Source organism: Aureimonas sp. SK2 (assembly GCF_029813115.1).
Lineage (GTDB): Bacteria > Pseudomonadota > Alphaproteobacteria > Rhizobiales > Rhizobiaceae > Aureimonas.
In genome coordinates, this window is sequence record NZ_JAPZDS010000001.1 from 199,709 (window position 1) to 226,130 (window position 26,422).

The window sequence follows — 26,422 nt, forward strand, 5'->3', positions numbered from 1 at the left end:
ATGCGGAGCGCAACGCTCCTCGGCGCCTTGGCGATCGCGGCGTCCACCGTGTGGGCCGGGCCGGCCGCGGCGGTGCAGCCGGACGAGATCCTGCCAGACGCGGCGATGGAGCAGCGGGCGCGCGACCTTTCGGCGGGGCTGCGCTGCATGGTCTGCCAGAATCAGTCGATCGACGAATCGGACGCGCCCTTGGCGCGCGACCTTCGCCTCCTGGTTCGCGAGCGGATCGAGGCGGGCGACAGCGACGAGGACGTTCTCGACTATCTCGTGGCGCGCTACGGGGACTTCGTGCTTCTGCGCCCGCGCGTGCGGTGGGATACGGCGCTTCTCTGGGGGACGCCAATCCTGCTTCTCGGCGCCGGGATCGTGCTTCTGCGGCGGTCGAGCCGCCGACAGGCGCATAGTCCGCAAGTCGCCGGCCTGAGCGCCGGGGAGGAGGCGCGGCTGGCCGAGATCGTGGGCGACGTCGGCGCCGGCGCCGGCAAGGCCTCCTGAGCCCACAACCTTACCAAGCTTTCATTCGCGCGAAAACTTGCCGTAACGTTGCGACCCCTAGTTTCCAGCCATCAGACGGGCCGAACGGTCCTTGTCGGCGGAATTCAACGAGGGTCTCGCAAATGAGCATGAACTTCAATCAGAGCAAGCGCCGCCTCTCCACGGCGGTCCTCGCAGCCGGCGTGGCCGGCGCCGTCCTTGCGGGCGGTGTGATGTCCGGCGTCGGCCCGAGCTTCGCTGAGCCCGTGACGGTGCAGCCGACCGGTCAGAATCCGGGATTCGCCGACGTCGTCGAGAAGGTTTCGCCCGCTGTCGTGTCGGTGCGGGTGCGCGAGCAGGTTCGCCCTGCGAGCGACGACGGCAGCCGCGCCGAATCGCCCTTCGACAACCTGCCCGAGAATCATCCGCTGCGCCGCTTCTTTGAATTCGGCAATCCCGGCATGCCGGGTTCGCCGGACCGCCAGGCGCCGCGCCGCAGCCCGCGCCAGGGTATGGCGCAGGGGTCGGGCTTCTTCATCTCGGACGACGGCTATCTCGTCACCAACAACCACGTGGTCGAGGGCGGTAGCGACTACACGGTCGTGCTCGACGACGGGACGGAGCTGAAGGCCGAGCTCATCGGCGCCGACTCGCGCACCGACCTCGCCCTGTTGAAGGTGGACGGGGGTGATCGGAAGTTCACCTACGTGAACTTCGCCGACGACTCGAAGGTCCGCGTCGGCGAGTGGGTGGTGGCTGTCGGCAACCCGTTCGGCCTCGGGGGCTCGGTGACGGCGGGCATCGTCTCCGCGCGTGGCCGCGACATCGGCGCCGGCCCCTACGACGACTTCATCCAGATCGACGCGGCGGTGAACCGCGGCAACTCGGGTGGGCCGGCCTTCAACCTCGAAGGCCAGGTGATCGGTGTGAACACGGCGATCTTCTCGCCTTCGGGCGGCAATGTCGGGATCGCCTTCGCGATTCCCGCCTCCACCGCCAAGAGCGTGGTGCAGTCGCTGCGCGAGAACGGCAACGTCCAGCGCGGTTGGCTCGGTGTCCAGATCGCGCCGGTAACGGAGGACATCGCCGAGGCGTTGGGCCTCAGCGCCGACGAAGGGGCGATCGTCACCCTTCCCGACACGAACACGCCGGCCGTGAAGGCGGGCATTCAGACGGGCGACGTGATCACGGCCGTCAACGGTCAGACGATCAAGGGTCCGCGCGAGCTGGCGCGTAAGGTGGCCGAGTACCGGCCCGGCACGACGATCGACGTCAAGGTGTGGCGCAACGGCGAGGCGCGTGACATCAAGGTCGAGCTCGGCAACCTGTCCAGCCTCGACGAGGCCTCGAACAGCAGCGGCAGCAGCAATGTCCCGGTCAACCCGTCCTCGCTGCGCGGCTACGGCCTGACGCTCACCCCGTCGGATCAGGGCGACGGTGTCGTGATCACCGAGGTCGATCCGGACTCCGAAGCCGCCAACCGTGGTGTCTCTGCCGGTGACACGATCGTGGCCGTGAACGGCACGTCGGTGAAGTCGCAGCGCGAGGTCGAGGAGGCGATCAAGAAGGCGGGCGAGGCGGGTCGCAAGGCGGCGCTGTTCCAGCTCCGCAGCGGCGACCAGAACCGCTTCGTCGCACTGCCGATCAGCGGCAGCTGATCGCCCGGCGCCTCATGACACGTAATGGGGCGGCGCGAGCCGCCCCTTTCCGTCAGCCCCTTTGAAGGAATATGACGATGACGATGTCCGCGCCGTCCCCTAGATCGGATCTCATGCGCATCCTCATCATCGAAGACGACCGGGAGGCCGCCTCCTATCTCATCAAGGCGCTGCGCGAGTCGGGCCATGTTCCCGATCATGCCGCGGACGGGGAGACCGGCCTGCACATGGCTCTCACCCAGGCCTACGACGTTCTTGTCGTGGACCGCATGCTGCCGCAGCGCGACGGGCTTTCGGTGATCTCGGCCCTGCGCGAGAAGGGCAACGCGACGCCGATCCTGATTCTCTCGGCGCTCGGCCAGGTGGACGACCGGGTGACCGGCTTGCGGGCCGGCGGCGACGACTACCTGACGAAGCCCTATGCCTTTTCCGAGCTTCTGGCCCGGATCGAGATCCTCGGGCGCCGGCGCGGTACCAAGGATGTCGAGACCGTCTATCGCGTCGGCGACCTCGAGCTCGACCGCCTGTCCCACGAGGTGCGGCGCGCCGGCAAGCCGATCACGCTTCAGCCGCGCGAGTTCCGACTGCTCGAATACCTGATGAAGCATGCCGGGCAGGTGGTGACCCGGACCATGCTGCTTGAGAACGTGTGGGACTACCACTTCGACCCGCAGACCAACGTGATCGACGTGCATATCTCTCGGCTTCGGTCGAAGATCGAGCGCGACTTCGGCGAGCCGCTGCTGCATACGGTGCGCGGGTCGGGATACATCGTCCGCGCCGGGGACTGAGGGTCCTTGCGCCGACCCACAATCCTTCGCATCCGCGAGCTGATGCGCGTGACCGCCGTTCGGCTCTCGGCGGTCTATCTCCTTCTCTTCGCGCTCTTCGCTGCGATCCTCCTCGTCTACGTGACGGAGACCGCGACCTCGATCCTGCAGACCCAGAGTCGTGACGCGATCGCCGACGAGATCGAGGTTCTCGACCGCATCTACCAAACGACGGGAATTTCGGGGATCGTGCGGGCGATCGACCGCCGCGCCCGCCAGCCCGGTGCGCCGCTGTATCTCGTGACCGACGGTACGGGATTGATCCTCGCCGGCAACGTCCAGAGCCTCGAGGCCGGCGTCCTCGACAAGCCGGGCTTCAAGACCACGCCCTTCCGCTACGCACGCTTCACCGAGTCGGAACAGGACCGCTACCACATGGCGGTCGCCGAGGTGGTGCAGCTTCCCAACGGCCTGCGCCTGCTCGTCGGTCGCGATCAGACGGACCAGGAGCGCATCCGGCTGATCGTGCGCAACGCCCTGATCCTCGCGCTGCTTCTCATGAGCTTCGGGGCGCTTCTCGCCTGGTTCCTGGTCGGGCGCACGGCTCTGCATCGGCTCGATCGGATGTCGGCGGCGACGGCGCGCATCATGGCCGGCGACCTTTCGGAGCGGCTTCCTGTGACCGGAACCGGCGACGAGTTCGACCGCCTGTCGGAAAAGCTCAACGTCCTCCTCGCGCGCATCGCCCTCTTGCAGGAAGGGCTGCGGCAGGTATCCGACAACATCGCCCATGATCTGAAGACGCCGCTGACGCGGCTGCACAACCGCGTAGAGGCGGCACTCGGCGACGAGACGCCCGAGCGCACCGCGCGCCAGGCGATGGAAGCCGTCCTGTCGGAAGCGGACGGCATGATCCGCACCTTCGACGCGCTTTTGATGATCAGCCGCGTCGAAGCCGGCTCCCACCCCGCGTTGAAGACGGAGGCCGACCTGTCGGCGATCGTTGCCGAAGTCGCCGAACTGTACGAGCCGTTGGCCGAGGATGTGGGCGGACGGCTAATCGCGGAGGCCCCCGAGCCGGTGGTGGCGCCGGTAAGCCGCGAGCTGATGGCCCAGGCTGTCTCGAACCTCCTCGACAACGCGCTGAAATACGGGCTGTCCGATCGGCCGCTGGAAATCCGCGTCTCGGTCGAGACGCGGGAGGCGCATTGCCTGGTCACGGTGGCGGACAACGGCAACGGCGTGCCCGTGGACAAGCGGGGACGGGTGCTGGAACGCTTTTACCGCCTCGACGAAAGCCGGTCCAAGCCAGGCTCGGGCCTCGGGCTCTCGCTGGTGCAGGCGATCGCCTCCATCCACGGCGGCAGCCTTTCGCTTGACGACGCGGGTCCGGGTCTCAAAGTCACCCTGGAGATTCCGCTGGAAAGGGTGGCGCAGACGCATGACGGAGCCCGCGCGACGTGAGTTGAGGATCGGCGGAACCGCCGCCCTTCGTCCGACCTCCGAGGAAGAGGCGAAGCGCCGGCTTGCCGAGCTTGGACTGCGCGCGCGGGAAGAGGGGCTCGACCGGCTCGCCGGCTGGCTGGACGTGGGGAAGGACACGGACGCTTGGCGTCTCGGTGCCGCCCTGTCCCTTTCTCCCCATCTGACGGCGCTTGCCGAACGCACACCGGCTGTGCTCGACCGGCTCTTCGAGGAAGACGCCGGGGACCGCATCCGCGCGATCATCGACGAGCTGGGCCACGCCGTGCCGCCCGGAGCCTCGGAAGCGGCGGAGATGACGCTGCTGCGACGGGCCAAGGCCGAAGCGTCCCTGTTGATCGCGCTCCGCGACCTCTTCGGAGTCGCCGACGCCGCGCGCACGACGGCCGATCTGTCCGACCTCGCGGAGGCGGCGATCCGCCGGGCACTGCGCTTCTGCCTCGCCGACCTCCATGCTCGTGGCCAACTCGCGTTGCCCGATCCCGACGAGCCCGAGACGGGCTGCGGCCTGACGGTGCTCGGCATGGGAAAGCTCGGCGGGCGCGAGCTGAACTATTCCAGCGACATCGACGTCATCCTCTTCTTCGAGCCCGACGCGCCTGCCATCCGCGACCCGATGGAGAGCGTCGAAATGTTCTCGCGGCTCGGCCGTCGCCTGGTGCGCATGATCGGAGAACGCACCCGGGACGGCTACGTCTTCCGGACGGACCTCCGCCTCAGGCCGGACCCTTCCGCCATGCCGCTGGCGATCCCCATTCCCTCGGCCCTGATCTACTACGAAGGGACGGGGCGCGACTGGGAGCGCGCCGCTATGATCAAGGCGCGGCCGGTCGGCGGAGATCCGGAGGTCGGCGCCGCCTTCCTGCGCGACATCGCGCCCTTCGTCTGGCGGCGCTATCTCGATTTCGTCGCCATCGCCGACATCCAGGCGATGAAGTCCAAGATCGATCGCCATCGCGGCTTCGAGGGGATCGCGACGGCGGGCCACAACGTGAAGCTCGGCCAGGGCGGGATCCGCGAGATCGAGTTCTTCGCGCAGGCCCAGCAACTGATCTCCGGCGGCCGGCTCCCCGCGCTGCGCACGCGGCGGACCGACGAGGCGCTGGCGCGGCTGGCGAGCGAAGGGTGGGTGGCGCCCGACGTGGCGGCGGAACTGACGGAGGCCTATTGGTTCCTGCGCCGGGTCGAACATGCGATCCAGATGGTCGCCGACGAGCAGAGCCACACGCTGCCGACGATTGCCGAAGAGCTGACCCGCATCGGGCGGCTCTGCAACTTCGACGGCCTCGCCGATTTCGAGGCCGCCCTCCTGAAGCGGCTTCGTCTTGTGCAGAGCCGCTTCGCCCAACTGTTCTCGGAAGGCCGGGCCAAGCCCGAGGACGAGACGGTGGTCGACGCCCTCCTGGAGGACGAAGGCGACGAGGCGGCCTTGGCGTGGCTCGGCGAGCGCGGTTACGCGCGGCCCGCGGATATCGGGCGGATCGTCCATCGCTGGGGGTCGGGGCGCTATCGCGCCATGCGCTCGGACGCGGCGCGCGAGCAGTTCGTCGTCGTCCTGCCGTCGCTCCTGGAAGCCTTTTCCGGCGGCGCCGATTCCGACGGGGCGCTGGCCGCCTTCGACCGGTTCCTCGAAGGACTGCCGTCCGGCCTGCAGTTCTTCTCGCTGATCGCCTCCAACCCGCGCCTTCTCGACCTTCTAGCCCGCATCATCACGGCGTCGCCACGACTGGCCGAGACGATCGCGCGCCGGCCGCATGTCTTCGACGCGCTGCTCGATCCGGCCTTCTTCTCCGAACTTCCGACCCGCGATCTGATTCACGAGCGGCTGACCGCCTTTCTCGCCGACGCCCGCTTCTTCGAGGAGCGGCTGGATCGCCTGCGCATCTTCGCGTCCGAACAGCGCTTCCTCGTGGCGGTCCGGCTGCTCTCCGGCGTCCTGGAGGGCGAGGCGGCGGGACTTGCGTTCTCCGACCTTGCCGAGGCCATCCTGCGTGAGGTGTTGAAGGCGGTGGACGGCGAGTTCGTGCGAATGCACGGGCGGGTGGCGGATGGGCGCATCGCCGTCCTCGGCCTCGGACGCCTCGGCTCGCGCGAGCTGACGGCGAACTCCGACATCGACCTGATGCTTCTCTACGACCACGACCCAGAGGCAGAGGCTTCCGACGGGCCGAGGCCACTGCCCGTTTCGACCTACTATGCCCGGCTGACCCAGCGGCTGATCTCGGCGCTTACTTCGCCCACCGCCGAAGGGGTTCTCTACGAGGTCGATTTCCGGCTTCGGCCTTCAGGCAACAAGGGGCCGCTCGCCACGCAGATTGGCGCGTTCCGAAAATACCAGGCCGAGGCCTGGACCTGGGAGCGCATGGCTTTGACGCGCTCGCGCCCCGTCGCGGGCGAGGAGGGGCTTTGCGAGGAGATCGAAGAGGCGGTGCGCGAAGCGATCCGAGCGCACCAGGACGATCCGCTCCTGACCGACGACGTCGCCGACATGCGTGCCCGGCTCGATGTCCAGAAGCCGCCCCGCGGGGCGCTGGACCTCAAGCGCATCCCCGGCGGGCTGACAGATCTCGAGTTCCTGGCGCAATGGGGCATCCTGACCGGACGCGTGCCGCTGGGTCTCGTCGGTCAGCCGACGGTCGCGGCGCTGGAGGTGCTTCGCGCGGCGATGCTGGAGGCGGAGCCGCGCGTGGATGGTCTGGTCGAGGCGATGAGCGAGATGACCCGCATCATGCAGATCCTGCGTCTCGGCGGCGACAAGGCGTTCGGCGTGGCGGACCTGCCCGGTCCGCTCGCCGACCGCATCGCCGCCGGGCTCGACCTTGCCGACCGTTCGGGCATCGAGCCGCAGGTGGCACAGAGGGCGCAGGATGTGCGCGAGGTGTTTGCGGCACTGATCCCCTATCGCAGGGACGCCGGAAGCTGATCCAGTTCAGGCCGCGCGCGAGAGGGCGGCGGCGGGTTCGGCCGAGGCTTCGAGGCAGCCGGGGCAGGGCAGGCGGAAGCTCACGGCGGTGCCACGGCCCGGTCGCGACGTGATCGACATGGTTCCGCCCTGCAGCTCGATCAGCGAACGGGCGATCGCGAGGCCGAGGCCGGTGCCCTTGTGGGTGCGCGTCAGCTCGTTCTCGACCTGCTCGAACGGCTTGCCGAGACTCTTGAGCGCCTCGCGCGGGATGCCGATACCGTTGTCCACGATGGTGATCACGGCGTGCTGCCCGCGTAGGCGGGTGCGGACGCGCACCTCGCCGCCCGGTGCGGTGAACTTCACCGCGTTGGCGAGGAGGTTGAGCATGATCTGCTTAGTGGCGCGGCGGTCGCCCATCAGCGGCAGCGCGTCCGGGATCGCGACGCCGATCGCGAGCGACTTGGAATGGGCCGGCACCTCGACGATCCGGATCGCTTCGGCGACGATGGCGGGCAGGTCGATCTCCTCGTGGGCCAGGACCAGCCGGCCGGCCTCGATCTTCGACATGTCCAGGATGTCGTTGATCAGCTTCAGAAGATAGTGGCCGCTCTGATGGATGTCGGCGGCGTACTCGGTGTACTTGCCGTTGCCGATCGGGCCGAAGCTCTCCTCGCGCATGATCTCGGAGAAGCCGATGATGGCGTTGAGCGGGGTGCGCAGCTCGTGGCTCATGTTGGCGAGGAAAGTGGTCTTCGCCTGGTTCGCGCTCTCGGCGCGCTCCTTCTCGATCATGTAGTTCCGGTTCAGCTCGGCGAGCTGGCGCGCCTTCGCCTCCGCGTCGCGGCGGGCGGTGGAAAGGTCGTTGATCGTCGCCATGAGGCGGCGCTCGGAATCGGACAGGCGCTCCTGGTGCACCTTGAGCTGCGTCACATCCGTGCCGATCGAGACGTGGCTTCCGTCGCCTGTCACGCGCTCCGAGACCTGGAGCCAGCGCCCGTCGGCCAGCAGCGTCTCTGTGGCCCGCTCGCCGTAGACGAAGCTCGGGCTGGTGAGCTTGCGCTCCTCGATCGGCCGGCGCGCCTTGGCGCGGACGGCCTCGAAGGGCGTGCCCGGACGCACGTCCTGGTCGGTGAGGCCGAAGACTTCCTGGTACTTGGTGTTGCAAAGGACGAGCCGGTGATCGGCGTCCCACAGCACGAAGGTCTCGGAGATGTTCTCGACGGCGTTCTGGAGGCGGATGTTCGCCTCGTCGGTCATTCGGGCGAGGAGATGGTTCTCGCTGATGTCGACGGCGACGCCGATGAGGTGGATCTCGTTGTCGGCGTTGCGCACCACTTCGGCGCGGGCGCGCAGCCAGATGTACTGGCCGTCCACATGGCGCATCCGGAACGAGCGCTCGATGTTGCCGACGCTGCCCGAGGCGATCTGGCGCGCGAACTCGAAGAAGGAGCCGTCGTCGGGATGCAGGAGGTTGGAAACCTCCGCAAAGGACAGGACGCCGTCGCGCGGCGCGAGGCCCAGCATCTCGTACATGGAACGCGACCAGAACATGCGCCCACGCGACAGGTCCCAGTCCCACAGGCCGCATCGGCCACGCGAAAGCGCGGTTTCCACCCGCTGATGCTGTTCGGTGAGAAGGCGGTCGGCCGCCACCGCGCGCGTCGCCTGGCGGAAGTAGGCGACGAGAATGGCGAGGAGCACCAGCGCGGTCACGCAGAATAGCGTCACGTTCAGCGAGACCGACCGGCGCCAGTCGGCGAAGACGTGGGACTCCTCGCGCACCAGAACGACGCTGCCGAGCGGGCCTGAAAGGAGAGCGGAAGCCGCCATCGCAGCCTTGCCGGCCCAGCGCACTTCCAGGACGCCCGCGCGCTCGCCGAAGACGAGAAGCGGCTGGCCGCCGTCGACCAAGGTGTCGATCTCGCGGCCGAGCGCCGTCTCGTGTCCCGGGGTCGTGGCGACGACGCGCCCGCCCTTGTCGGCGATCAGGGCGACGAGGCCGTTCGCCTTCACGAAGAGAGGCAGGGCGCTGTTGACGAGGATCTGCGCACGGGTCGTCGGATCCTCCGTGCGCGCGTCCAGGGCCGCATCCTCGGCACGCAGGAGGCTGGAGGCGATCTGCAGCCCTTCGCTCGCGCGTTGCTCCAGCGTGTCGTGTTCCTCGACGACGAAGGCGAGGCGCGCCATCGCGAGGACAACGAGAAAGGCGACCACGAAATAAGGAATCGCGCTGCGGAGCATGGGCTCCAGCTCGGCGATCCGGTCGAGGGCAGGGGTCGTGATACGCAGGCGCTGGCGCCGGAGGAGGCTCGTCAACTTCTCCGAAGCGAGGGATGAATCATCCCTAGCCGGAGCGCTTGTCGCGTCCGAACCCATCAAATCGACCCCTCGTCGCCGCATCTGACCCGAGCGCCGCAAGCTCGAATCCGACCCGTAATGAATCAGACGGGGACTCCGATGTCCAGAAGCGCGAGACGAGCTTCGCGCTTCCGATCAATCCCGATTTCTGATTGTTGCACGACTTCAACAGGGGTTTTCCAGAGCTTTCGCCTGTTGTGGTTAACAAACCATTTCGAGCGAAAATTTCAATCGGATGTCATGCAAGCGTGCGTTCCAGGATGTCGCTGAGGTCGCGCGAGAGGCTCGGCCGGGCGGCTAGGTCTGTGAGCGCGGCCCGTGCCTGCTCCCGGCGCACGGGCTCGAAGGAGCGCCAGGAGCGGAAGGCCGTCGCGAGCCGCGCCGCCGTCTGCGGGTTGAGACGGTCGAGTTCGGCCAGCCGCTCGGCGGTCCAGCGATAGCCTTCCCCGTCGGCGCGATGGAAGACGCGCTGGTTGCCCGTGGCGAACCCTCCGATCAACGCCCGTGCCCGATTGGGATTGGCGAGGCTGAACTTCGGATGGCCTGCCAACTCGCGCACCGCATCGAGCGTGCCGGGCTCGGGCACCGTCGCGCGCAGCGTGAACCATTTGTCGAGAACCAGCGGGTCGCTCTCGAAGCGGCGGTAGAATTCGTCCAGCGCCCCGGCGGTCTCGGGCGCGTCGGGGAAGCGATGCGCGAGGATCGCGGCGGCGGCCATACGATCGGTCATGTTGTCCGCCCGGCCGAACGCCTCGCGGGCGAGAGCAGGCGTCCCCTCGGCGGCGCTGAGGAACATGAGGAGCGCATTGGACAACGCCCGTAGCCCGGCACTTTCGGCGTCGGCGCTGAACGCTTCGCCCGGCCGAGCCAGCGCGTCCCGCACCCTACGGAACGTGTCGGCACCGTTCCGCGCCACCGCGCGGATCATCGCCTCGCGCGCGGTATGGACCGCTTCCGGATCGACATTGGTCCCGACCAGCCGGGCGATCTCGGACTCGCCGGGCACGGCGATCATCTGAGCCCGCAGGGCCGGCTCCAGCCGCTCCTCGGCCGCACAGTCGACCAGGATCTCGATGAGACGCGGATCGAATTCGGCCGAGGCTCCGGCGGCGGCGTCACGAAGCGCCTCGCCCGTGAGGTCGGTCAGCGCGCGCCAGCGGCCGAAGGCGTTGGGGTCGAGGCGGGCGAGTGCCAGGCGGTCCTCGCGGCTCTGTTCGTGGCGCAGCGTCACGGGCGCCGAGAAGTCGCGCAGGATCGACAGGCGCGGCCGCTCGGACAGGTTCTCGAAGACGATCTGCGCTTCGGCCGTCGTCAGGTGGATGACGTCGCCCTCGACCTCCGCCGTGCCGGCCGACGGCTCTGCCGCGAGGTCGGTCCCGTCCCGCCCGACGAGACCGAAGCGGACGGGCATGTGCAACGGTTCGGTGCCGGTGCCGGCCGCGCCCTTGGCGAGGCTCTGGCGCAGCGTGATCGTCAGCCTCCCGTCGGAGAAGCTTTCGCGCACCTCCAGTTCCGGTGTGCCGGCCTGGTCGTACCAGAGGGCGAACTGTTCGAGGTCGGCGCCGGTCGCCTCCGCGAAGCAGGCGAGAAAGTCCTCGATGGTCGCCGCGTCGCCGTCGTGCCGGTCGAAGTAAAGGTCCATTCCGGCGCGGAAGCCTGCTTCCCCGAGGATGGTGGCGAGCATGCGGACGAGTTCGGCGCCCTTCTCGTAGACGGTCGCCGTGTAGAAGTTGTTGATCTCGCGATACTGCCGGGGGCGCACGGGGTGCTGCAGCGGCCCCTGGTCCTCGGGGAACTGCTGCGCCTTGAGCCCGTGGACGGAGGCGATGCGCTTGACCGTGCGCGAGCGCTCGTCGCCGCTGAACTCCTGGTCGCGATAGACGGTCAGCCCTTCCTTCAGGCAGAGCTGGAACCAGTCCCGGCAGGTGATGCGGTTGCCCGTCCAGTTATGGAAGTACTCGTGGGCGATCACCGTCTCGACGCCGGCATAGTCGCCGTCGGTGGCGGTGTCGGGCGCCAGCAGCACGTATTTGTGGTTGAAGACGTTGAGGCCCTTGTTCTCCATCGCCCCCATGTTGAAATCGGAGATGGCGACGATGTTGAACACGTCGAGATCGTATTCGCGGCCGAAGCGGCGTTCGTCCCAGATCATCGAGCGCTTCAGCGCGTCCATCGCGTAGGTCGCGCGGTCGGCAAGGCCGGGTTCGGTATAGACCGCGAGATCGACGGGGCGCCCGCTCGCCGTCTCGAACCGGTCCTTGAGGACGTCGAGCCGTCCGGCCACCAGCGCGAAGAGATAGGACGGCTTGGGATGCGGGTCGTCCCAGACGGCGAAGTGCCGCCCGTCGCCGAGGTCGCCGCTCTCGGACGGATTGCCGTTGGCGAGGAGGATCGGCGCCGCCTCGCGCTCCGCCTCCAGCCGAACGCGATAGGTCGCCAACACGTCCGGCCGGTCGAGGAAATAGGTGATGCGGCGGAAGCCTTCGGCCTCGCACTGCGTGCACCAGATCCCGTTGGAGCGGTAGAGCCCCATGAGTTCGGTGTTCGCCTCCGGCTGGAGACGCGTCTCGATCCGGAGCACGAAGGGCTGCCCGGCGGGCGGCAGGTCGCGGACCGCAAGCCTGTCGGGCGTTGCGGAGAAGCGCCCTGCATCGGCCGGCGCGCCGTCGATCTCGAGCGAGACCAGCGTCAAGGCGTCGCCGTCGAGCTCGAGCGGGACGGCCGGGTCCGCATCGGCCGCGCGTTCGGCGTGGATCGCCGTCACGACGTCGGCCCGGCCTTCCGTCAGCGAGACGAGCATCTCGATATGCCGGATCCGGAAGGCGGGCGGGCAATAGTCGGAAAGGCGGATCACTTGGCCGTCGTCGGTGCGCTGCATGGCGGAGGCGTCTCCCGTTTCGTCGAAGACTGGGATAGTCGCCGCGACGATGGTTGCCAACCGGCGCCGGCGCTCACGCATCTCTCCGGTTCGTCGCGAAAGGTGAGGCGGACTTATGGTTTCTTGCCTCGACGCTCGGGAATCGGCCGCCTAAGAAGGTTGCGACGCCGCCACGCCTGCCGGCCAGCGACGGTGCCAGATTCGTCCGAAGGCGTGGCCGCGCCATCCCCAGCCGAAGCCGATCCGTCGTCATGAATGCCTTGCCTGCCGACTCCTCCACCCTGAGACCCATGCTCGGCATCGGCCTCAAGGTGATCTCCGTCACCGTCTTCGTCGCCATGCAGACATCTCTGAAGGGGCTGGGAACCGAGATCCCCGCCGGGCAGCTCGTGTTCTTTCGCTCGTTCTTCGCGCTGGTGCCGGTGCTTCTCTATCTCTGGTGGCTCGGCACCTTGAAGACGGCGCTGGATACGCGGGACGTCGGCGGCCACTTCCTGCGCGGGGCCATCGGCGTCACCTCCATGGGTTTCGGCTTCTACGCGATCGGCCGGCTGCCCTATCCGGAATGGGTGACCCTGTCCTATGCCGCGCCGCTCCTGACGGTGGTCTTCGCCGCGCTGTTCCTGCGCGAGCAGGTCGGGCGCTTCCGATGGACGGCCGTCCTCGTCGGCCTGTGCGGGATCATCGTCGTCATCGCGCCCACCCTGTCGCTGGAAGTGGGCTCCCTTTCCGGCGAAGAGCGGCTCGGCATGATCGCTTCGCTGGCAGGCGCCGCCTTCGCCGCGGTCGCGATGATCCAGGTGAGGCGGCTGGTGCGCACCGAACCGACGGCGACCATCGTCGTCTATTTCTCCATCTGCAGCAGCGTCATTGCCCTCGCGAGCCTTCCCTTCGGCTGGGTCTGGCCCTCGCCCGCCCAGGCGGGACTGCTGATCCTCGCGGGCCTGTTCGGCGGGATCGGCCAATTGCTGCTGACCGCCTGCTACCGCTATGCCGAGGCGTCCACCATCGCGCCGTTCGAGTACACGTCGATGCTCCTCGCGGTGCTGATCGGAGCGCTGCTCTTCGAGGAGGTCGCGAGCCCGACCACCGTGCTCGGCGGAGCCATCGTCGTGTCCGCCGGCGTCTTCATCATCCTGCGAGAGCACCGGCTCGGACTCGAGCGGAAACGGGCACGGCGCGTGTCTCCGTCGCAGAACTGAAAAGGGCGCGGACCTTTTGGCCCGCGCCCTTGATTGCCTGCCGGAAATTCAGGCCTCAGTAGCCGTAGGCCCACGACTTGTTGCTGGAGTCGTAGGAGTACATGGCCGCATCGGAACCCGGCACCGAGAAGTTGCTCGGAGCTTCGGTCACTGCCGCCTCGCCCGCGTCCGACCGGCCGAAGCTCTGGCGGTTCGGGGCGCCGAACGTGCTGCTCTCCGCAGCTTCGCCGCGCTGCATGCGCTGTTCGTCCCAGGCCTTCTGGCGCTGGTCTTCCTGATAGCGCACGGCCTTCTCCTGGCCGGTGAGCATGGGCTGGGTCTGCTGCGCCTGGGCGACCGTTCCGAGCCCGGCGGTGGCGATCAGCGTGGCGGCGATCATGGTCATGGTCTTCATGATCGGTGTTCCTCATCCTTCGGTTTGGCGCCGACCGTCCCGTTAGGCGGTCGGCTTCACCATCGGTTCGGCGGACTAACGCCCGACGCCGGCCATGGTTTCAACAAACCGTAATACAGGCTTCCGATCGTGCGGTCTGAGCTGATGCCCTGCATCAGACAGTCTCGCCAAGCCTCTGGCGGAGCGTCTGGAAATCGCGCCACGCCAGGCGCTTCTGCCCGGGTTGACGCAGGAGAAAGGCCGGATGGAGCATCGGCATCACCGGCACCTCCGTGCCGTTGGGTGTCGTCAGCGACAGCCAGCGGCCGCGCAGCCGCGTGATGCCCTCGTCCGCCCGCAGGAGCGCCCGGCAGGAGGAGGACCCGACGCAGACGACGATCCGCGGCTTGACCAGTTCCACATGGCGCAGCGTGAAAGGCAGGCAGGCTTCGGTCTCCGCGGGCGTCGGCGCCCGGTTGCCGGGCGGGCGCCAGGGCACAGTGTTGGTCACGCGCACCGCCTCGCGTTCGAGGCCGATCGCGGCGAGCATGCGGTTCAGGAGCTGGCCGGACTTGCCGACGAACGGTTCGCCCGCCAAGTCCTCGTCGCGCCCCGGCGCCTCGCCGATGAACATCACCGCCGCGTCTTCCGCACCGTTGCCGAAGACGAGGTTCTTGGCGGTCTGGCGCAGGCCGCAGCCGGTGAAGGCCGCGAGCATTTCCCGCAACTCGTCGAGCGAGGCGGCCCGTGCCGCCTGTTCGCGCGCGGAAGCCGCGGAGGCCGCATCGGCGTCGGGCGGAATCAGCGAAGCACGGGGTGCGACGGCGGGCCGCGTCGCTTCCACCGCGCCCTGAACCTCAGCCGGCTTCGTGTCCGCGACCGGCGCGCGCCGACGGCTCGCCTCCGCTTCCGTCTCGGCGAAGCGGTCGCGCGGCATGTCGCCCACGAAGGTGGAAACGCCGGCCAGTTCGTACCAGGCGAGCAGGGCGCTCCATTCGTTCGGTGCGGTTGTCGCGTCGGTTATAGACATGGCCCAGCATAACGGCCATCCGATCGAAACGCACGCGCATCCCTGCTCGGATGACGTTTACGTAAGAAATCGAGTGTCGCGGCCGCGCGAATTCCTATATGTGCGGCATGGATTTGTTGGACTCGTTCCAGATACCGCCAGGACGGAGGACCTTGCCCGTGTCAGAAGCAGCCGCGCAGCGCGAGTCGATGGAGTTCGACGTGGTGATCGTCGGGGCGGGTCCTGCGGGTCTGTCCGCGGCGATCCGGCTGAAGCAGGCGAACCCGGATCTGTCCGTCGTGGTGCTGGAGAAGGGCTCCGAGGTCGGCGCGCATATCCTGTCCGGCTGCGTCCTCGATCCGTCCTCGCTCGATGTCCTGCTTCCCGAATGGCGTGTCGAGGAGACGCCGATCCGCCAGCGCGTGACGGCCGACAAGTTCTACGTCTACGGCCCGCACGGCTCCGTGCGCCTGCCGAACTTCGGCCTGCCGAAGCTGATGGACAATCACGACAACTACGTCGTCTCGCTCGGCCTCGTCTGCAAGTGGCTGGCCGAGAAGGCCGAAGCTCTGGGCGTCGAGATCTATCCGGGCTTTGCCGCGACCGAACTCCTGTTCGACGAAGCGGGCGCGCTGCGGGGCGTCGCGACCGGCGACATGGGCATCGAGCGCTCCGGCGAGCCGGGGCCGAACTACCAGCCGGGCATGGAACTGATCGGCAAATACGTGCTGATCGGCGAGGGCGTGCGCGGCTCGCTCGCCAAGGAACTGATTGCCCGCTTCAATCTGGCGAAAGAAGCCGACGCGCCGAAGTTCGGCATCGGCATCAAGGAGCTGTGGCAGATCGATCCGGCGAAAGCCAAGCCGGGTCTCATCCAGCATTCGTTCGGCTGGCCGCTCGACATGAAGACCGGCGGCGGCTCGTTCCTCTATCACCTGGAAAACAACCAGGTTTACGTCGGCTTCGTCGTCCACCTGAACTACGCCAACCCCTATCTCAACCCGTTCGAGGAGTTCCAGCGCTTCAAGACGCATCCGGACATCGCCGAGCTTCTGGAGGGGGCCAAGCGCCTGTCCTACGGCGCGCGGGCCATCTCGGAAGGGGGCTACCAGTCGGTGCCCAAGCTCGTCTTCCCCGGCGGCGCGCTGATCGGCTGCTCGGCGGGCTTCGTCAACGTGCCGCGCATCAAGGGCGTGCACAATGCGATCTCCAGCGGCATGCAGGCGGCCGATGCGGCTGTCGAGGCGATCGCTGCGGGCCGGGCGCAGGACGAGCTGGCGCCCTACGAAGCCGGCTGGCGCGCTTCGCCGATCGGGCGCGACCTCTTCCGGGTGCGCAACGTCAAACCGCTCTGGTCGAAATACGGAACGGCGCTCGGCATCGTGGCGGGCGGGCTCGACATGTGGGCGCATCAGCTCATGGGCCGTTCGCTCTTCGGCACCTTGAAGCACGGCAAGACGGATGCGGCCTCGACCGAGCCGGCGGCCAAGCACAAGCCGATCGCCTATCCGAAGCCCGACGGGGTGCTGACCTTCGACAAGACCTCGTCGGTGTTCCTGTCCAACACCAACCACGAGGAGGACCAGCCGGTCCATCTCAAGGTGAAGGACATGCGCCTCCAGAAGACGTCGGAGCACGACGTCTATGCGGGCCTCAGCCAGCGCTACTGCCCGGCCGGTGTCTACGAGTGGATCGAGGAGGGAGCGGACGCGCCGCGCTACCAGATCAACGCGCAGAACTGCGTCCACTGCAAGACGTGCGACATCAAGGACCCGAACGGCAACATCACCTGGGTGCCGCCGCAAGGCGCCGAAGGGCCGGTCTACGGCACGATGTGAACGAACGCCGCGCGCTATCCGCGCGCGGCGACCGCCGTCTGCGGCGCATCGTCCGGGGGCGTCACCGAAAACCGCACCAGCACCGGCAGGTGGTCCGAATCTGTGGCGGCCGGGCGCTCGATGCCGTGGATGGTGACGGTCGGCGATACCAGGAGGTTGTCGATCCCGACGCCGACATAGCGCGCGACCTCGCCCGGCAGGGCTTCCAGCATCCAGGTCGGCCCGATGCCGGGCACCACCCGCGTGCCGGTCGTCTCGGCATAGGTCTGAAGAAACGCGCTCCAGCCGACGGCGTTGAAATCGCCCGCCAGGATCAGCGGGGCCGGCAGTTGCGCCAGCGTGTCGCGCACGCTCGCCAGCCGGCGCCACTGGCCGCGCGGCCATGGCCAGAGCTGATGGTGCGAGGCGACCGTCACGGCGACGCCGTTCAGGTCGATCCGCGCGGCGGCCAGCGAATCGCCGACATTGCAGAGCGGCTTCGACCCCTCCACGAAGGGGCGGCGCGAGAGGATGGCCGAATCGCCGTGGAAGCCGTCCGCCTCCAGGCAGACCGCCTGGAAGGGATACATCGCCTCCAGCGGCGCCAGCGATTCCCGCCAATCCCCCGTCAGTTCCTGCAGCGTCACGATGTCGGGACGCGCGTCGGCGATGCGGCGGATCGCTTCCGCATGGTCGCCCGCGTTCCACAGGAGGTTCATCTGCAGGAGCGTGTAGGTCGGCGCGCCGTCCGGCGCCGGGTCGCGCATCGGCAGCAGGTAGGGCAGGGTCGAGTAGAGCGCCACGCCGGCCACGAGGGCTCCGGCCAAGCCGCTCGCCCAGTGGCCGAGGAGAAGGGCGAGCGCCGACAGCACGAGCAGTCCGGCGGCCAGATGCGCCCGAAAATGCGACAGCGTGTCGAGCGGCTGCGCCCAGCGGCCGCCGAAGCCAAGCACGAGCGCGAGGGCGGCACACAGGATCAGCGCGTTCAGCACGAGGCGTCCTTGAGGCGGCAGGATTCGAGCGGTCATCGGGCGCTTACTGGAAGGCCGACTCGAAGAAGGACCGCAGCTTGCGCGAATGGAGGCGCTCGACCGGCATGTCGGCGAGGCTCTGCATCGCCCGGATGCCGATCTCGAGATGCTGCGCCACCTGCCGCTTGTAGAACTCGGTCGCCATGCCCGGCAGCTTCAGCTCGCCGTGCAACGGCTTGTCGGAAACGCAGAGGAGCGTGCCGTAGGGCACGCGCAGCCGGTATCCGTTGGCCGCGATCGTCGCCGATTCCATGTCGAGCGCCACGGCGCGCGACTTCGACAGGCGCTCCACCGGCTCGGTCTGGTCGCGCAGCTCCCAGTTGCGGTTGTCGATCGTGGCGACCGTCCCGGTGCGCATGATGCGCTTGAGGTCGTAGCCCTCCAGCCCGGTCACGTCTGCGACCGCCTGCTCCAGCGCCACCTGCACCTCCGCGAGCGGCGGGATGGGCACCCAGGCGGGAAGGTCGGCGTCCAGCACGTGATCCTCGCGCACATAGGCGTGGGCGAGCACGTAGTCGCCGAGCGCCTGCGTGTTGCGAAGGCCGGCGCAGTGGCCGAGCATCAGCCAGGCGTGCGGACGCAGCACGGCCACATGGTCTGTGATCGTCTTGGCGTTGGACGGGCCGACGCCGATGTTCACCATCGTGATGCCGTTGGAGCCCGGCCGGGTCAGGTGATAGGCCGGCATCTGCGGCAGGCGCGGGGGGCTGAGACCCCGCTCCGGCTCGCTCGAACCCGCCAGCGTCACGACGTTGCCTGGCTCCACGAAGCTCTCGTAGCCCCGGCCGCCGTCTCGCATCAGGAGCTGCGCCATGGCGCAGAACTCGTCCACGTAGAACTGGTAGTTCGTGAACAGGACGAAGTTCTGGAAATGCTGCGGGCTGGTCGCCGTGTAGTGGGCGAGGCGCAGGAGCGAATAGTCCACGCGCTGGGCCGTGAAAGGGGCGAGGGGCAGCGGCTCGCCGGGCTTGGGCACGTAGTTGCCGTTGACGATCCGGTCGTCGGTCGCCTCGAGATCGGGCACGTCGAAAATGTCGCGCAGCGGCTTGTCGAGCTTTTCCGCCAGCGCCCCGTCGACATAGGTGCCCTCGGGCAGTGCGAAATGGAGCGGGATCGGCGTCTTCGACAGGCCGACCTCGATCGGCTGGCCATGGTTCTTCAGAAGCTGCTCGAACTGCTGGACGAGATAGTCGCCGAAGAGCTCCGGCCGCGTGATCGTGGTGGCGTAGTGGCCGGGGCCGGGCACGAAGCCGAAGGACAGGCGCGAATCCACCCGCGCATGGCCGGCGGTGCGGATCGCGACCTGCGGATAGAAGGCCCGGTAGCGGCGCGACGTGTCGCTCGTCTCCAGCACCTCGTCGAAGCGTTCGCACAGGAAGTCCACCGAGGCCGCGTAGATGCGCTTCAGGGCATCGACGGCCGCCACCGCGTCGGTGAAGGCCTCGGCCTTGATCGGCTTGGGGGTGAGCGGTTCGGGGGCGGGCGGTGCGAAACGTTCTGTCATGGCCCTGTTTAGCGGAGGACCGTGACAGGCGAAATGGGGACTATCGAACGCAGACCGCGCCCTTCTCGAAACAGCCCTGGCTCGCCGTGGCGAAGTGGCTGTGGCCGGCCCGGTCCGCCGAGACCAGCGCGGAGAAACTCAGCGCGAAGAGGGCCATGAGCGACGTGACGATGGACAGGCGGACGATCATGGCGGTCTCCTCGGTTCTCCCTGTGCCCATCCTTGCCCACCCTAGCTGAATCTGGGCTGGAGCCGCCGTTCAGCCTCCATTCACGCAGCGTTCGGTGAGCGATCGTTCCGGGGACGCGGCCCCGGACTTGCCGGAGCGATACGACGGCACCCGCACGCCGACGAACGCCTTGACCCTCACGGGACGTGAGGGCGTATCGGGTGGTCCTGCGGACAGGCGCGGGAGGAGGAGAATGGCGGCGTACACGGTCAGCGACGTGGCAGCGATGGCGCGGGTCTCGATTCGCACGCTGCACCACTATCACGAGATCGGCCTGCTTCTTCCCGCGTTCACGGGCGCGAACGGATATCGCTACTACGGGCGCGCAGAACTGCTGCGGCTTCAGCAGATCCTGATCCATCGAGAACTCGGCATTCCCCTGGCCGAGATCGGTGCGATCCTCGATGCCGAGGGCTTCGATCGTTTGACGGCCCTGAAGGCGCAGCGCGAACGCATCACCAGGCAAGTGGCCCGATCCGCCGAGATGTTGAGGACGATCGACCGCACGATCGCCGAACTGGAAGGAGATCGCATCATGAAGAACGAGGACCTTTATTCGGGGATCGTCGATCCCGACCGGCAGGCCGAATACGAGGCTTGGCTGGAAAAGACCTACGGCGCGGAGCTGCGGGAGCCGATCGAGACGAGCCGGCGGCGGGTGTCGAGCCTGACCCCGGCCGAGCGGGAAGCCCTGATGGCCGAACTGAGGGGGATCGAGACCGAGCTGGCCGAGGAAATGCGCAAGGGAACGCCCCCGGACTCGGAGACGCTCCACCCGTTGATCGCGCGTCATCGCGCGTGGGTGGAGGCGAACTGGGGTCGGTCGGCGTCTCCCTCGGCCTATGCCGGGCTGGCGGACCTTTATCTGTCCCATCCCGATTTCGAGGCACGTTTCGAGCGCATCGAGCCCGGCTTCGCCCGCTTCCTTGCCGGCGCGATGAAGAGCTGGGCCGCTCGGCCGTAGCCCCGCTGCGGCCCGCGCGTCCCTTCGCGAGGATCGGCCGGCCAGGACGGACAGAGCCGGGTACGATTTACGATCCGATGCTCTAGGTTGGGCTTCATCGCAATGCCCGGAGGCTCGCCCCATGGTCGAACAGACGAAGCCCATCGAACTGCACTACTGGCCGACGCCGAACGGATGGAAGGTCTCGATCCTCCTGGAGGAACTCGGCGTTCCCTACGAGCTGAAGCTCGTCAACATCGGCGCCGGCGACCAGTTCAAGCCGGAGTTCCTCGCGATCTCGCCCAACAACCGGATGCCGGCGATCGTCGATCCCGAAGGACCGGGCGGCCAGCCGATCTCGGTCTTCGAATCCGGGGCGATCCTTCAGTATCTCGCGCGCAAGTTCGGTCGCTTCTACCCGACCGACGAGCGCAAGCGCGTCGCGGTCGACGAATGGCTGTTCTGGCAGATCGGCGGCCTCGGGCCGATGGCCGGCCAGGCACACCATTTCCGGCAGTACGCGCCGGAAAAGATCTCCTACGGTATCGACCGATACACCAACGAGGTCAACCGCTTGTACGGCGTCATGAACAAGCGGCTCGAAGGTCGGGAGTTCCTGGCCGACGAATACTCGATCGCCGACATGGCCTGCGTCGGCTGGATCGTGCCGCACAAGAACCAAGGTCAGGACCTCGACGACTTCCCCAACCTCAAGCGCTGGTTCGAGACGCTGAACGCCCGCCCGGCGGTGGAGCGGGGGCTCGCCGTCGGCAAGGCGGAGCGCGAAAAGCTCAACCTCGCCCAGGACAAGAGCGCGCAGAGCGTCCTGTTCGGCCAGCGCGCCCGCTGACCGCTCAGTCCTTGAACAGGAAGACGAAGGCGATCGCGAGGTAGACGCCGACATAGATCCACGCCCAGCGGCGGAAGCTCTCGGGCGTGGATCGGTCCGAGCGCTTGCGCAGCCAGGCGTAGAGGCGGATGTCAAGCATGCCGAGCGGGATGGCCAGCAAGAGGGCGCCGATCACGGTGGCGAACCACATCGCCACCGGGCCGAACGGCAGGTAGGTGTGCATCCCCATGATGACCGGCACGTGGCAGAGATAAAGCGCGTAGCTCCAGTCCCCGAGCTTGGTGGCGATGCGCGTGAAGACGGTGTCGCGCTCGCCCCGAAACTCGGGGCTCATCGCGAGGCCCACCAGCACCACGGCGGCGGCGGAGGCGAAGAGGCGCGGGACGCCGAGGCCGTCGGCTTGCGCCGCGATGGCCGATAGCGCAACCGCCACGGCGGCCAGCGCCGGCTGGAACGTGTGCCGGCGCGCGAGCGAGGGAATGAGGAGGCCGCCCGCGAATGCGGCGCTCGCCGCCACGAAGGGCATCTCGTAGATCCACAGAACCAGCCGCGCCTGCTGCTCCGGCGCGAAGAGCGCGCCGCCGACCGCCAGCATCAGCCAGACGACCGCGATGGCGTTGAGATGCCGCGTCCAGCCGGCGACGGCGATCAGGAACAGGACGACGTAGAAGAACACCTCGAAGACGAGGGTCCATTCCACCGCGAGGCGGTAGTTCGCGTTGGTGCCGACCGGGACGAGCGACAGGGCGCGCGAATCGACGCCGGCATCGAGCCCGAAGGCGAAGGGCAGGACGATCGCGGCCAGAATGAAGATCGGATAGATCCGCAGGACGCGGTGGATGATGAAAGGTCCGGGCGCCGTGGTCTTCAGGATTTCCGCCATCAGCGCGCCGGATATGGCGAAGAAGATCGCGACGCCGATCAGCCCGAATTCGTGGTTGAAGACCTTCGCGAACCGATCGTCCTTGAAGGTGAAGTTGATGTAGGTCGAGGCGTGGTAGAGCAGCACGAAGAGCGCTGCGACGCCGCGGAGCCATTGCAGGTTGCGGTTGCGCGCGCGACGCTGCGTTACCGGCTCGTGAACCGTGTCGACGCTTTCCGGCGACGATGCGGCGCCGGTCGAGGGCACATGGGTGCTCGCGATCATCAGCCGGCCTTTCCGACGCGCGTCCAGGTCTGGGACCGGCAGAAGACCTTGGCGACGCAGCCCGTCAGCACCAGCTGGCCGCCCTGGATCTCCACCCGTCCCTCGTAGGACTTGTCGCTCGACGGATCGACCACGGTTCCGTCGTAGCGGCTGCCGCTGCCTTCCATCGTGCCGACGGTCTTGCCCTTGTAAGGGCCGGAATTGACGGTGGAACAGTATTTCGAGCCGCAGGGACGGTAGTCCACGGTCTCGCCGTTCGACAGGCGCCAGGTGCCGACGATCGGCTCGGCGGCCAGGGCCGGGCCGCAGGCGAGTGCCAGCGCGGCCACAAGGACGAACGGTTTCATGTTCGGCGGACTCCCGATTGGTTCGCGGCGAGCGATCCCCCGAAAGGGACCGCCCGTCAAGGCCGCCGGGGTAGGCGCTCTAGAGCCGGGTCAGGGACTGGGACCGGCAGATCAGGCCCCCGAGCACGCAGCCCGAGACCGACAGCGTGTCGCCCGTCAGCTTGCCCTTGCCGGAATATTCCTTGCCGCCCTTGGTATAGTCCGTCACCGTGCCCTGGTAGGCGCCGCCGCCCGACGGCTTCATGGTGCCGAAGGTCTTTCCCTTGTGCGGGCCGTTCACATAGGCCAGGCAAAAGCCGCCGGAGCAGGGGGCGATCTTCGCGTCGTTGCCCGAAGGCATGCGCCAGGTGCCCTCGATCGGGTCCGCCAGTGCCGCACCCGTCATTGCCGCCAGCGCCAGAAATGTCGCAGCCAAACGTTTCATCCGATCCTCCCGGCCGCCCCGTCTTGATCGCGGGCCACGCGGCTTACGCAAACGTAAATGGAAACGCGAACCTCGCCAAGAGGGCTCGGTGAGAAGGCGTTCGTCGCACATGCTGAAGGGAATGCCACCGAAGATGATGAAGCGAGTTTGAATCGAATCGGGCAAACGCCGTGTTTCCAGGGCGTTCCGGCGCGGCAGCCTCAAGAATTTCCGACAGATGAACGCGGCATTCAACTTGAATTAGCCAAGCATTTTAAGCGCCGGTTCAAGGGCCGCTGGCAATCTCGTCTCAACAGCCCGAGGGGGCGCAAAGAGACAGAAGGACAGGGACCATGGCACGCTTCGAACTTCAGGACGGCGATTTCGGCACCGCGCTCGGCCTTGCGGCCCCGATGGGCGAGACGCTTTTCGCGATGGCGCTTCGCCACGCTTCGGGCCGCGACGGCGAGACGGATCTCGTCTCCGCCCATATGTATTTCAACCTGGCCGCCCAGATGAGCGTCGAGGACGCCGCCGACCATCGCCAGGACGTGGCGGCGATGATGACGAAGGCCGAGATCGGCCGCGCCCTGCGCCTTGCCCGCCAGTGGCTCTCCCGCAACTGAGCCGGACGCTCAGCGTCCGGCCTCGGCCAGCGAGGCGTCCAGCGCCTCTGCGAAGCGGTCGAGTTCCTCGTCCCGGCCGACTGTCACGCGGATCATCCGATCCAGCGGCGCGACGCCCGGCATTCGGATGAACACCCGGCGCTCGAGGACGCCCTCCAGCACGCGGCGCGCATAGGCACCGTCCCGCCCGCAGTCGATCGCCACGAAGTTGGTGGCCGAGGGCAGGGGCCGCAGCCCGGCGGCTTCCGCGATGCCGGCAAGTTTCGTCCGCGCGCGCACGATCCGTTCCACGACGTCCCGCAGATAGTCCTGGTCGCCCAGCGCCGCCACGGCGCCCGCCTGCGCCATGCGCGAGACGCCGAAGTGATTGCGCACCTTGTGGAAATGCGCGACCGTTTCCGCAGCGCCGAACACGAACGCCACCCGCACGCCCGCCATGCCGTAGGCCTTGGAAAAGGTGCGGAAGCGCAGGACGTGGGGCCGGATCTCACCTGCATCCGGCAGCGCCGAGGGCGGCGCGAGATCGCTATAGGCCTCGTCCAGCACCAGGATCGTGCCGTCCGGCACCGCGTCCATCAGGCGACGCACGGCGTCCGCCTCGTGCCAGCTTCCGGTCGGGTTGTCCGGGTTGGCGAAGTAGACGAGCTTCGGCCGCGTCTCCACCATCCGCCCAATTAGCGCGTCGATGTCCTCGCGGTCGTCGCGATAGGGTAAGAAGTCCAGCACCCCGCCGTGGCCCGAGACATGGTAGTTGAAGGTCGGATAGGCGCCGTGGGAGGTCAGAACCCGGTCGCCCGGCTCCAGCACGATCTGCGTCAGCAGGCCGAACAGGCCGTCGATCCCCTCGCCGACGATCACCTCCTCGAAGCGGACGCCGAGATGCGCCGCGATCGCTTCGCGCAGGGCATGGTGCTCCGGGTCGCCATAGGCCCAGCTTTCCCCCGCCGCCCGGGCCATGGCCTCCACCACTCGGGGCGAGGGGCCGAAGACGCTTTCGTTCGCGCCGAGCCGCGCCAGGAAGGGGCGGCCGAACCGGCGCTCCAGCGCCTCCGGGCCGACGAAGGGAATGGTCGCTGGCAGCGCCAGCGTGCGGGCGTTGAAGGGCATGCGGACTCTCTTGGCAACGGCGACCCGCCCGTTCTAGAGGCTGCGGCCGCGCTTGGACAGTCTTGCCCGACACTCGCGGAAAACCGTTGATAAACCATGGCTTGCCCCGGTTTCTCCTTGAATCGCGGGCGCCGCCTTCCCACGCTCCGCCCATGCTCACCCGTTCGCGTGCCCCTTCCCGATGATCCGCTTCGTCCACACCGCCGACTGGCAGATCGGCAAGCCCTTCGGCGGCTATGCCGACGAGACGCGGGCCGAACTGCGCGCCGAGCGGTTCAACGCCGTGCGACGCTTGGCCGAACTCGCGCAGGCGCGGGGCGCCGCCTTCGTGGTGGTGGCGGGCGACGCCTTCGATGGCAACACGGTGTCCGACCGGGATATCCAGCGCACGCTCGACGCGATGGCGTCCTTCGCCGGTCCCTGGATCATGCTGCCGGGCAATCATGATCCGGCGGTCAGCGTGTCGGTCTGGTCGCGGCTCGCGCGGTTCGAAAGCCGCGCTCGCGTTGTGGTGGCCGACAGGCCGGCACCGATCGAGCTTTGCGAGGGCCGCGCCGTGGTTCTGCCCGCCCCGCTGCTGCGCCACCGGGAAGGCGCCGACCTGACGGACTGGTTCGACGGTGCCCCGACGCCGGCTCACACCGTGCGCGTCGGCCTTGCCCATGGAGCCGTCGCCAACCGCCTGCCCGCCTCGGCCGAAAGCGGCAACCCGATCGCCGACGACCGCGCGAACCGGGCAAAGCTCGACTATCTCGCGCTCGGCGACTGGCACGGCTTCCTGGAGATCGCGCCGCGTACCTTCTATTCCGGCACGCCCGAGGCCGACCGCTACCCCGCCAACGAGCCGGGCTTCGTCGCGCTGGTCGAGATCGACGGGCCGGGCGCCGCGCCGCGCGTCGAGAAGGTCCGCACCGCGCGCTTCGACTGGCGGGCGATCGGCCTCGACATGCACGGCGAGATCGATGCGCTGGATGCCGCACTGGCCTCCGTCCCGTCGCCCGGCGAGGCTCTGGTGGACCTGACGCTTCGCGGCACGCTGTCGCTGCGCGACCGGATCGCGCTGGACGAGGCGCTGGCGTCCTGGGAGACACGCTTCTTCGACCTGCGCGTCCGAGACGACGAGCTTCTGGACGAGCCGGACGAGGAGGACCTCGATCGGATCGACGCCGCCGGCTTCGTGCGCACGGCGATCGATCGCCTGCGCGCCAAGGCCGCCGACGGAACCGACCCCGAGCGCGCGGCCGCGGCTCTCGCCCTGCGCATGATGTTTGCCGAGCACGCCCGCCTCGGCCGGCGGGAGGGCTGACCC

The 26,422-nt window shown here is 68.0% G+C and carries 22 protein-coding genes; 11 read left to right on the forward strand and 11 right to left on the reverse strand.

Translation table 11 applies throughout. The features are described from left to right. The 5 genes from O5O54_RS01015 (at nucleotide 1) to O5O54_RS01035 (ending at nucleotide 7,307) form a co-directional block, all read left to right on the forward strand. Entirely contained in the window at nucleotides 1-495 is a 495-nt protein-coding gene (locus O5O54_RS01015) for a cytochrome c-type biogenesis protein CcmH (RefSeq protein WP_279477850.1), read from the forward strand. Between the two features lie 122 nt (nucleotides 496-617). After that, complete coding sequence (locus O5O54_RS01020; RefSeq protein WP_279477851.1) at nucleotides 618-2,132, forward strand: Do family serine endopeptidase; 1,515 nt, start codon at nucleotides 618-620, stop codon at nucleotides 2,130-2,132. Between the two features lie 113 nt (nucleotides 2,133-2,245). After that, the gene (locus tag O5O54_RS01025) at nucleotides 2,246-2,923 is read left to right on the forward strand and encodes a response regulator transcription factor (RefSeq protein WP_279478689.1); all 678 of its coding nucleotides are present in this window, start codon (nucleotides 2,246-2,248) and stop codon (nucleotides 2,921-2,923) included. Nucleotides 2,924-2,965: 42 nt separating this feature from the next. Next, on the forward strand, nucleotides 2,966-4,366 hold the full coding sequence (locus O5O54_RS01030) for an ATP-binding protein (protein WP_407061648.1): 1,401 nt from the start codon (nucleotides 2,966-2,968) through the stop codon (nucleotides 4,364-4,366). Further along, nucleotides 4,344-7,307 carry a bifunctional [glutamine synthetase] adenylyltransferase/[glutamine synthetase]-adenylyl-L-tyrosine phosphorylase gene (locus O5O54_RS01035; RefSeq protein ID WP_279477853.1) on the forward strand — a complete coding sequence of 988 codons (2,964 nt, stop codon included), beginning with the start codon at nucleotides 4,344-4,346 and terminating at the stop codon, nucleotides 7,305-7,307. The genes O5O54_RS01030 and O5O54_RS01035 overlap by 23 nt, the downstream gene beginning before the upstream one ends. A 6-nt stretch (nucleotides 7,308-7,313) precedes the next feature. On the opposite strand, the gene O5O54_RS01040 is transcribed toward O5O54_RS01035, so the two are convergent. Both O5O54_RS01040 and pepN read right to left on the reverse strand, forming a co-directional pair. Then, nucleotides 7,314-9,605, reverse strand: coding sequence for a PAS domain-containing sensor histidine kinase (locus tag O5O54_RS01040; RefSeq protein WP_279477855.1), 2,292 nt, complete (start codon nucleotides 9,603-9,605; stop codon nucleotides 7,314-7,316). A gap of 280 nt (nucleotides 9,606-9,885) precedes the next feature. Further along, on the reverse strand, nucleotides 9,886-12,525 hold the full coding sequence (gene pepN, locus O5O54_RS01045; protein WP_279477858.1) for an aminopeptidase N: 2,640 nt from the start codon (nucleotides 12,523-12,525) through the stop codon (nucleotides 9,886-9,888). 251 nt (nucleotides 12,526-12,776) lie between these two features. On the opposite strand from pepN, the gene O5O54_RS01050 reads away from it, so the two are divergent. Beyond that, nucleotides 12,777-13,727, forward strand: coding sequence for a DMT family transporter (locus tag O5O54_RS01050; RefSeq protein WP_279477859.1), 951 nt, complete (start codon nucleotides 12,777-12,779; stop codon nucleotides 13,725-13,727). Nucleotides 13,728-13,782: 55 nt separating this feature from the next. Here the strand turns inward: O5O54_RS01050 and O5O54_RS01055 are convergent, their stop codons facing one another. After that, nucleotides 13,783-14,121 carry a hypothetical protein gene (locus O5O54_RS01055; protein ID WP_279477861.1) on the reverse strand — a complete coding sequence of 113 codons (339 nt, stop codon included), beginning with the start codon at nucleotides 14,119-14,121 and terminating at the stop codon, nucleotides 13,783-13,785. Nucleotides 14,122-14,275: 154 nt separating this feature from the next. After that, nucleotides 14,276-15,130 (reverse strand): uracil-DNA glycosylase, encoded by an 855-nt coding sequence (locus tag O5O54_RS01060; RefSeq protein WP_279477863.1) that lies wholly within the window; start codon nucleotides 15,128-15,130, stop codon nucleotides 14,276-14,278. A 188-nt stretch (nucleotides 15,131-15,318) separates the two neighbouring features. On the opposite strand from O5O54_RS01060, the gene O5O54_RS01065 reads away from it, so the two are divergent. Continuing rightward, nucleotides 15,319-16,947, forward strand: a complete 1,629-nt coding sequence (locus tag O5O54_RS01065) for an electron transfer flavoprotein-ubiquinone oxidoreductase (RefSeq protein ID WP_279478694.1) — start codon at nucleotides 15,319-15,321, stop codon at nucleotides 16,945-16,947. A gap of 14 nt (nucleotides 16,948-16,961) precedes the next feature. On the opposite strand, the gene O5O54_RS01070 is transcribed toward O5O54_RS01065, so the two are convergent. Genes O5O54_RS01070 through O5O54_RS01080 form a run of 3 tightly spaced genes read right to left on the reverse strand, consistent with a single transcriptional unit; the run spans nucleotide 16,962 to nucleotide 19,651 of the window. Continuing rightward, entirely contained in the window at nucleotides 16,962-17,918 is a 957-nt protein-coding gene (locus O5O54_RS01070) for an endonuclease/exonuclease/phosphatase family protein (protein WP_279477865.1), read from the reverse strand. A 43-nt stretch (nucleotides 17,919-17,961) separates the two neighbouring features. After that, a complete protein-coding gene (locus O5O54_RS01075) occupies nucleotides 17,962-19,461 on the reverse strand; it encodes an AMP nucleosidase (protein WP_279477867.1) in 1,500 nt (499 codons plus the stop codon). A gap of 40 nt (nucleotides 19,462-19,501) precedes the next feature. Then, complete coding sequence (locus tag O5O54_RS01080) at nucleotides 19,502-19,651, reverse strand: hypothetical protein (RefSeq protein WP_279477869.1); 150 nt, start codon at nucleotides 19,649-19,651, stop codon at nucleotides 19,502-19,504. 232 nt (nucleotides 19,652-19,883) lie between these two features. Between O5O54_RS01080 and O5O54_RS01085 the strand changes: the two genes are divergently transcribed. After that, on the forward strand, nucleotides 19,884-20,654 hold the full coding sequence (locus tag O5O54_RS01085) for a MerR family transcriptional regulator (protein ID WP_279477872.1): 771 nt from the start codon (nucleotides 19,884-19,886) through the stop codon (nucleotides 20,652-20,654). 121 nt (nucleotides 20,655-20,775) lie between these two features. Continuing rightward, nucleotides 20,776-21,483, forward strand: a complete 708-nt coding sequence (locus tag O5O54_RS01090) for a glutathione S-transferase family protein (protein WP_279477873.1) — start codon at nucleotides 20,776-20,778, stop codon at nucleotides 21,481-21,483. Between the two features lie 4 nt (nucleotides 21,484-21,487). Here the strand turns inward: O5O54_RS01090 and O5O54_RS01095 are convergent, their stop codons facing one another. From O5O54_RS01095 to O5O54_RS01105, 3 genes are all read right to left on the reverse strand, one after another. After that, nucleotides 21,488-22,630: an acyltransferase gene (locus tag O5O54_RS01095; RefSeq protein WP_279477874.1), complete on the reverse strand. Its 1,143-nt coding sequence runs from the start codon at nucleotides 22,628-22,630 to the stop codon at nucleotides 21,488-21,490. Beyond that, nucleotides 22,630-22,977, reverse strand: a complete 348-nt coding sequence (locus tag O5O54_RS01100) for a DUF2147 domain-containing protein (protein ID WP_279477877.1) — start codon at nucleotides 22,975-22,977, stop codon at nucleotides 22,630-22,632. The genes O5O54_RS01095 and O5O54_RS01100 overlap by 1 nt, the downstream gene beginning before the upstream one ends. A gap of 79 nt (nucleotides 22,978-23,056) precedes the next feature. Continuing rightward, complete coding sequence (locus O5O54_RS01105; protein WP_279477879.1) at nucleotides 23,057-23,401, reverse strand: DUF2147 domain-containing protein; 345 nt, start codon at nucleotides 23,399-23,401, stop codon at nucleotides 23,057-23,059. Between the two features lie 332 nt (nucleotides 23,402-23,733). Here O5O54_RS01105 and O5O54_RS01110 point away from each other — a divergent pair, with 332 nt between their 5' ends. Then, nucleotides 23,734-24,006, forward strand: coding sequence for a sel1 repeat family protein (locus O5O54_RS01110; protein WP_279477881.1), 273 nt, complete (start codon nucleotides 23,734-23,736; stop codon nucleotides 24,004-24,006). Between the two features lie 9 nt (nucleotides 24,007-24,015). On the opposite strand, the gene O5O54_RS01115 is transcribed toward O5O54_RS01110, so the two are convergent. Then, on the reverse strand, nucleotides 24,016-25,113 hold the full coding sequence (locus tag O5O54_RS01115; RefSeq protein ID WP_279477882.1) for a pyridoxal phosphate-dependent aminotransferase: 1,098 nt from the start codon (nucleotides 25,111-25,113) through the stop codon (nucleotides 24,016-24,018). A gap of 181 nt (nucleotides 25,114-25,294) precedes the next feature. On the opposite strand from O5O54_RS01115, the gene O5O54_RS01120 reads away from it, so the two are divergent. Continuing rightward, nucleotides 25,295-26,419, forward strand: coding sequence for a DNA repair exonuclease (locus tag O5O54_RS01120; protein WP_279477885.1), 1,125 nt, complete (start codon nucleotides 25,295-25,297; stop codon nucleotides 26,417-26,419). The last annotated feature ends 3 nt before the right edge of the window (nucleotides 26,420-26,422 follow it).

Coding starts and splice junctions, on each gene's coding strand:
- O5O54_RS01120 (WP_279477885.1), top strand. CDS start 25,295: ATGATCCGCTTCGTCCACACCGCCGACTGGCAGATCGGCAAGCCCTTC.
- O5O54_RS01080 (WP_279477869.1), bottom strand. CDS start 19,651: ATGATCGTCCGCCTGTCCATCGTCACGTCGCTCATGGCCCTCTTCGCG.
- O5O54_RS01020 (WP_279477851.1), top strand. CDS start 618: ATGAGCATGAACTTCAATCAGAGCAAGCGCCGCCTCTCCACGGCGGTC.
- O5O54_RS01105 (WP_279477879.1), bottom strand. CDS start 23,401: ATGAAACGTTTGGCTGCGACATTTCTGGCGCTGGCGGCAATGACGGGT.
- O5O54_RS01055 (WP_279477861.1), bottom strand. CDS start 14,121: ATGAAGACCATGACCATGATCGCCGCCACGCTGATCGCCACCGCCGGG.
- O5O54_RS01085 (WP_279477872.1), top strand. CDS start 19,884: ATGGCGGCGTACACGGTCAGCGACGTGGCAGCGATGGCGCGGGTCTCG.
- O5O54_RS01030 (WP_407061648.1), top strand. CDS start 2,966: ATGCGCGTGACCGCCGTTCGGCTCTCGGCGGTCTATCTCCTTCTCTTC.
- O5O54_RS01090 (WP_279477873.1), top strand. CDS start 20,776: ATGGTCGAACAGACGAAGCCCATCGAACTGCACTACTGGCCGACGCCG.
- O5O54_RS01015 (WP_279477850.1), top strand. CDS start 1: ATGCGGAGCGCAACGCTCCTCGGCGCCTTGGCGATCGCGGCGTCCACC.
- O5O54_RS01060 (WP_279477863.1), bottom strand. CDS start 15,130: ATGTCTATAACCGACGCGACAACCGCACCGAACGAATGGAGCGCCCTG.
- O5O54_RS01095 (WP_279477874.1), bottom strand. CDS start 22,630: ATGATCGCGAGCACCCATGTGCCCTCGACCGGCGCCGCATCGTCGCCG.
- O5O54_RS01115 (WP_279477882.1), bottom strand. CDS start 25,113: ATGCCCTTCAACGCCCGCACGCTGGCGCTGCCAGCGACCATTCCCTTC.
- O5O54_RS01035 (WP_279477853.1), top strand. CDS start 4,344: ATGACGGAGCCCGCGCGACGTGAGTTGAGGATCGGCGGAACCGCCGCC.
- O5O54_RS01075 (WP_279477867.1), bottom strand. CDS start 19,461: ATGACAGAACGTTTCGCACCGCCCGCCCCCGAACCGCTCACCCCCAAG.
- pepN (WP_279477858.1), bottom strand. CDS start 12,525: ATGCAGCGCACCGACGACGGCCAAGTGATCCGCCTTTCCGACTATTGC.
- O5O54_RS01110 (WP_279477881.1), top strand. CDS start 23,734: ATGGCACGCTTCGAACTTCAGGACGGCGATTTCGGCACCGCGCTCGGC.
- O5O54_RS01100 (WP_279477877.1), bottom strand. CDS start 22,977: ATGAAACCGTTCGTCCTTGTGGCCGCGCTGGCACTCGCCTGCGGCCCG.
- O5O54_RS01050 (WP_279477859.1), top strand. CDS start 12,777: ATGAATGCCTTGCCTGCCGACTCCTCCACCCTGAGACCCATGCTCGGC.
- O5O54_RS01065 (WP_279478694.1), top strand. CDS start 15,319: ATGGAGTTCGACGTGGTGATCGTCGGGGCGGGTCCTGCGGGTCTGTCC.
- O5O54_RS01025 (WP_279478689.1), top strand. CDS start 2,246: ATGCGCATCCTCATCATCGAAGACGACCGGGAGGCCGCCTCCTATCTC.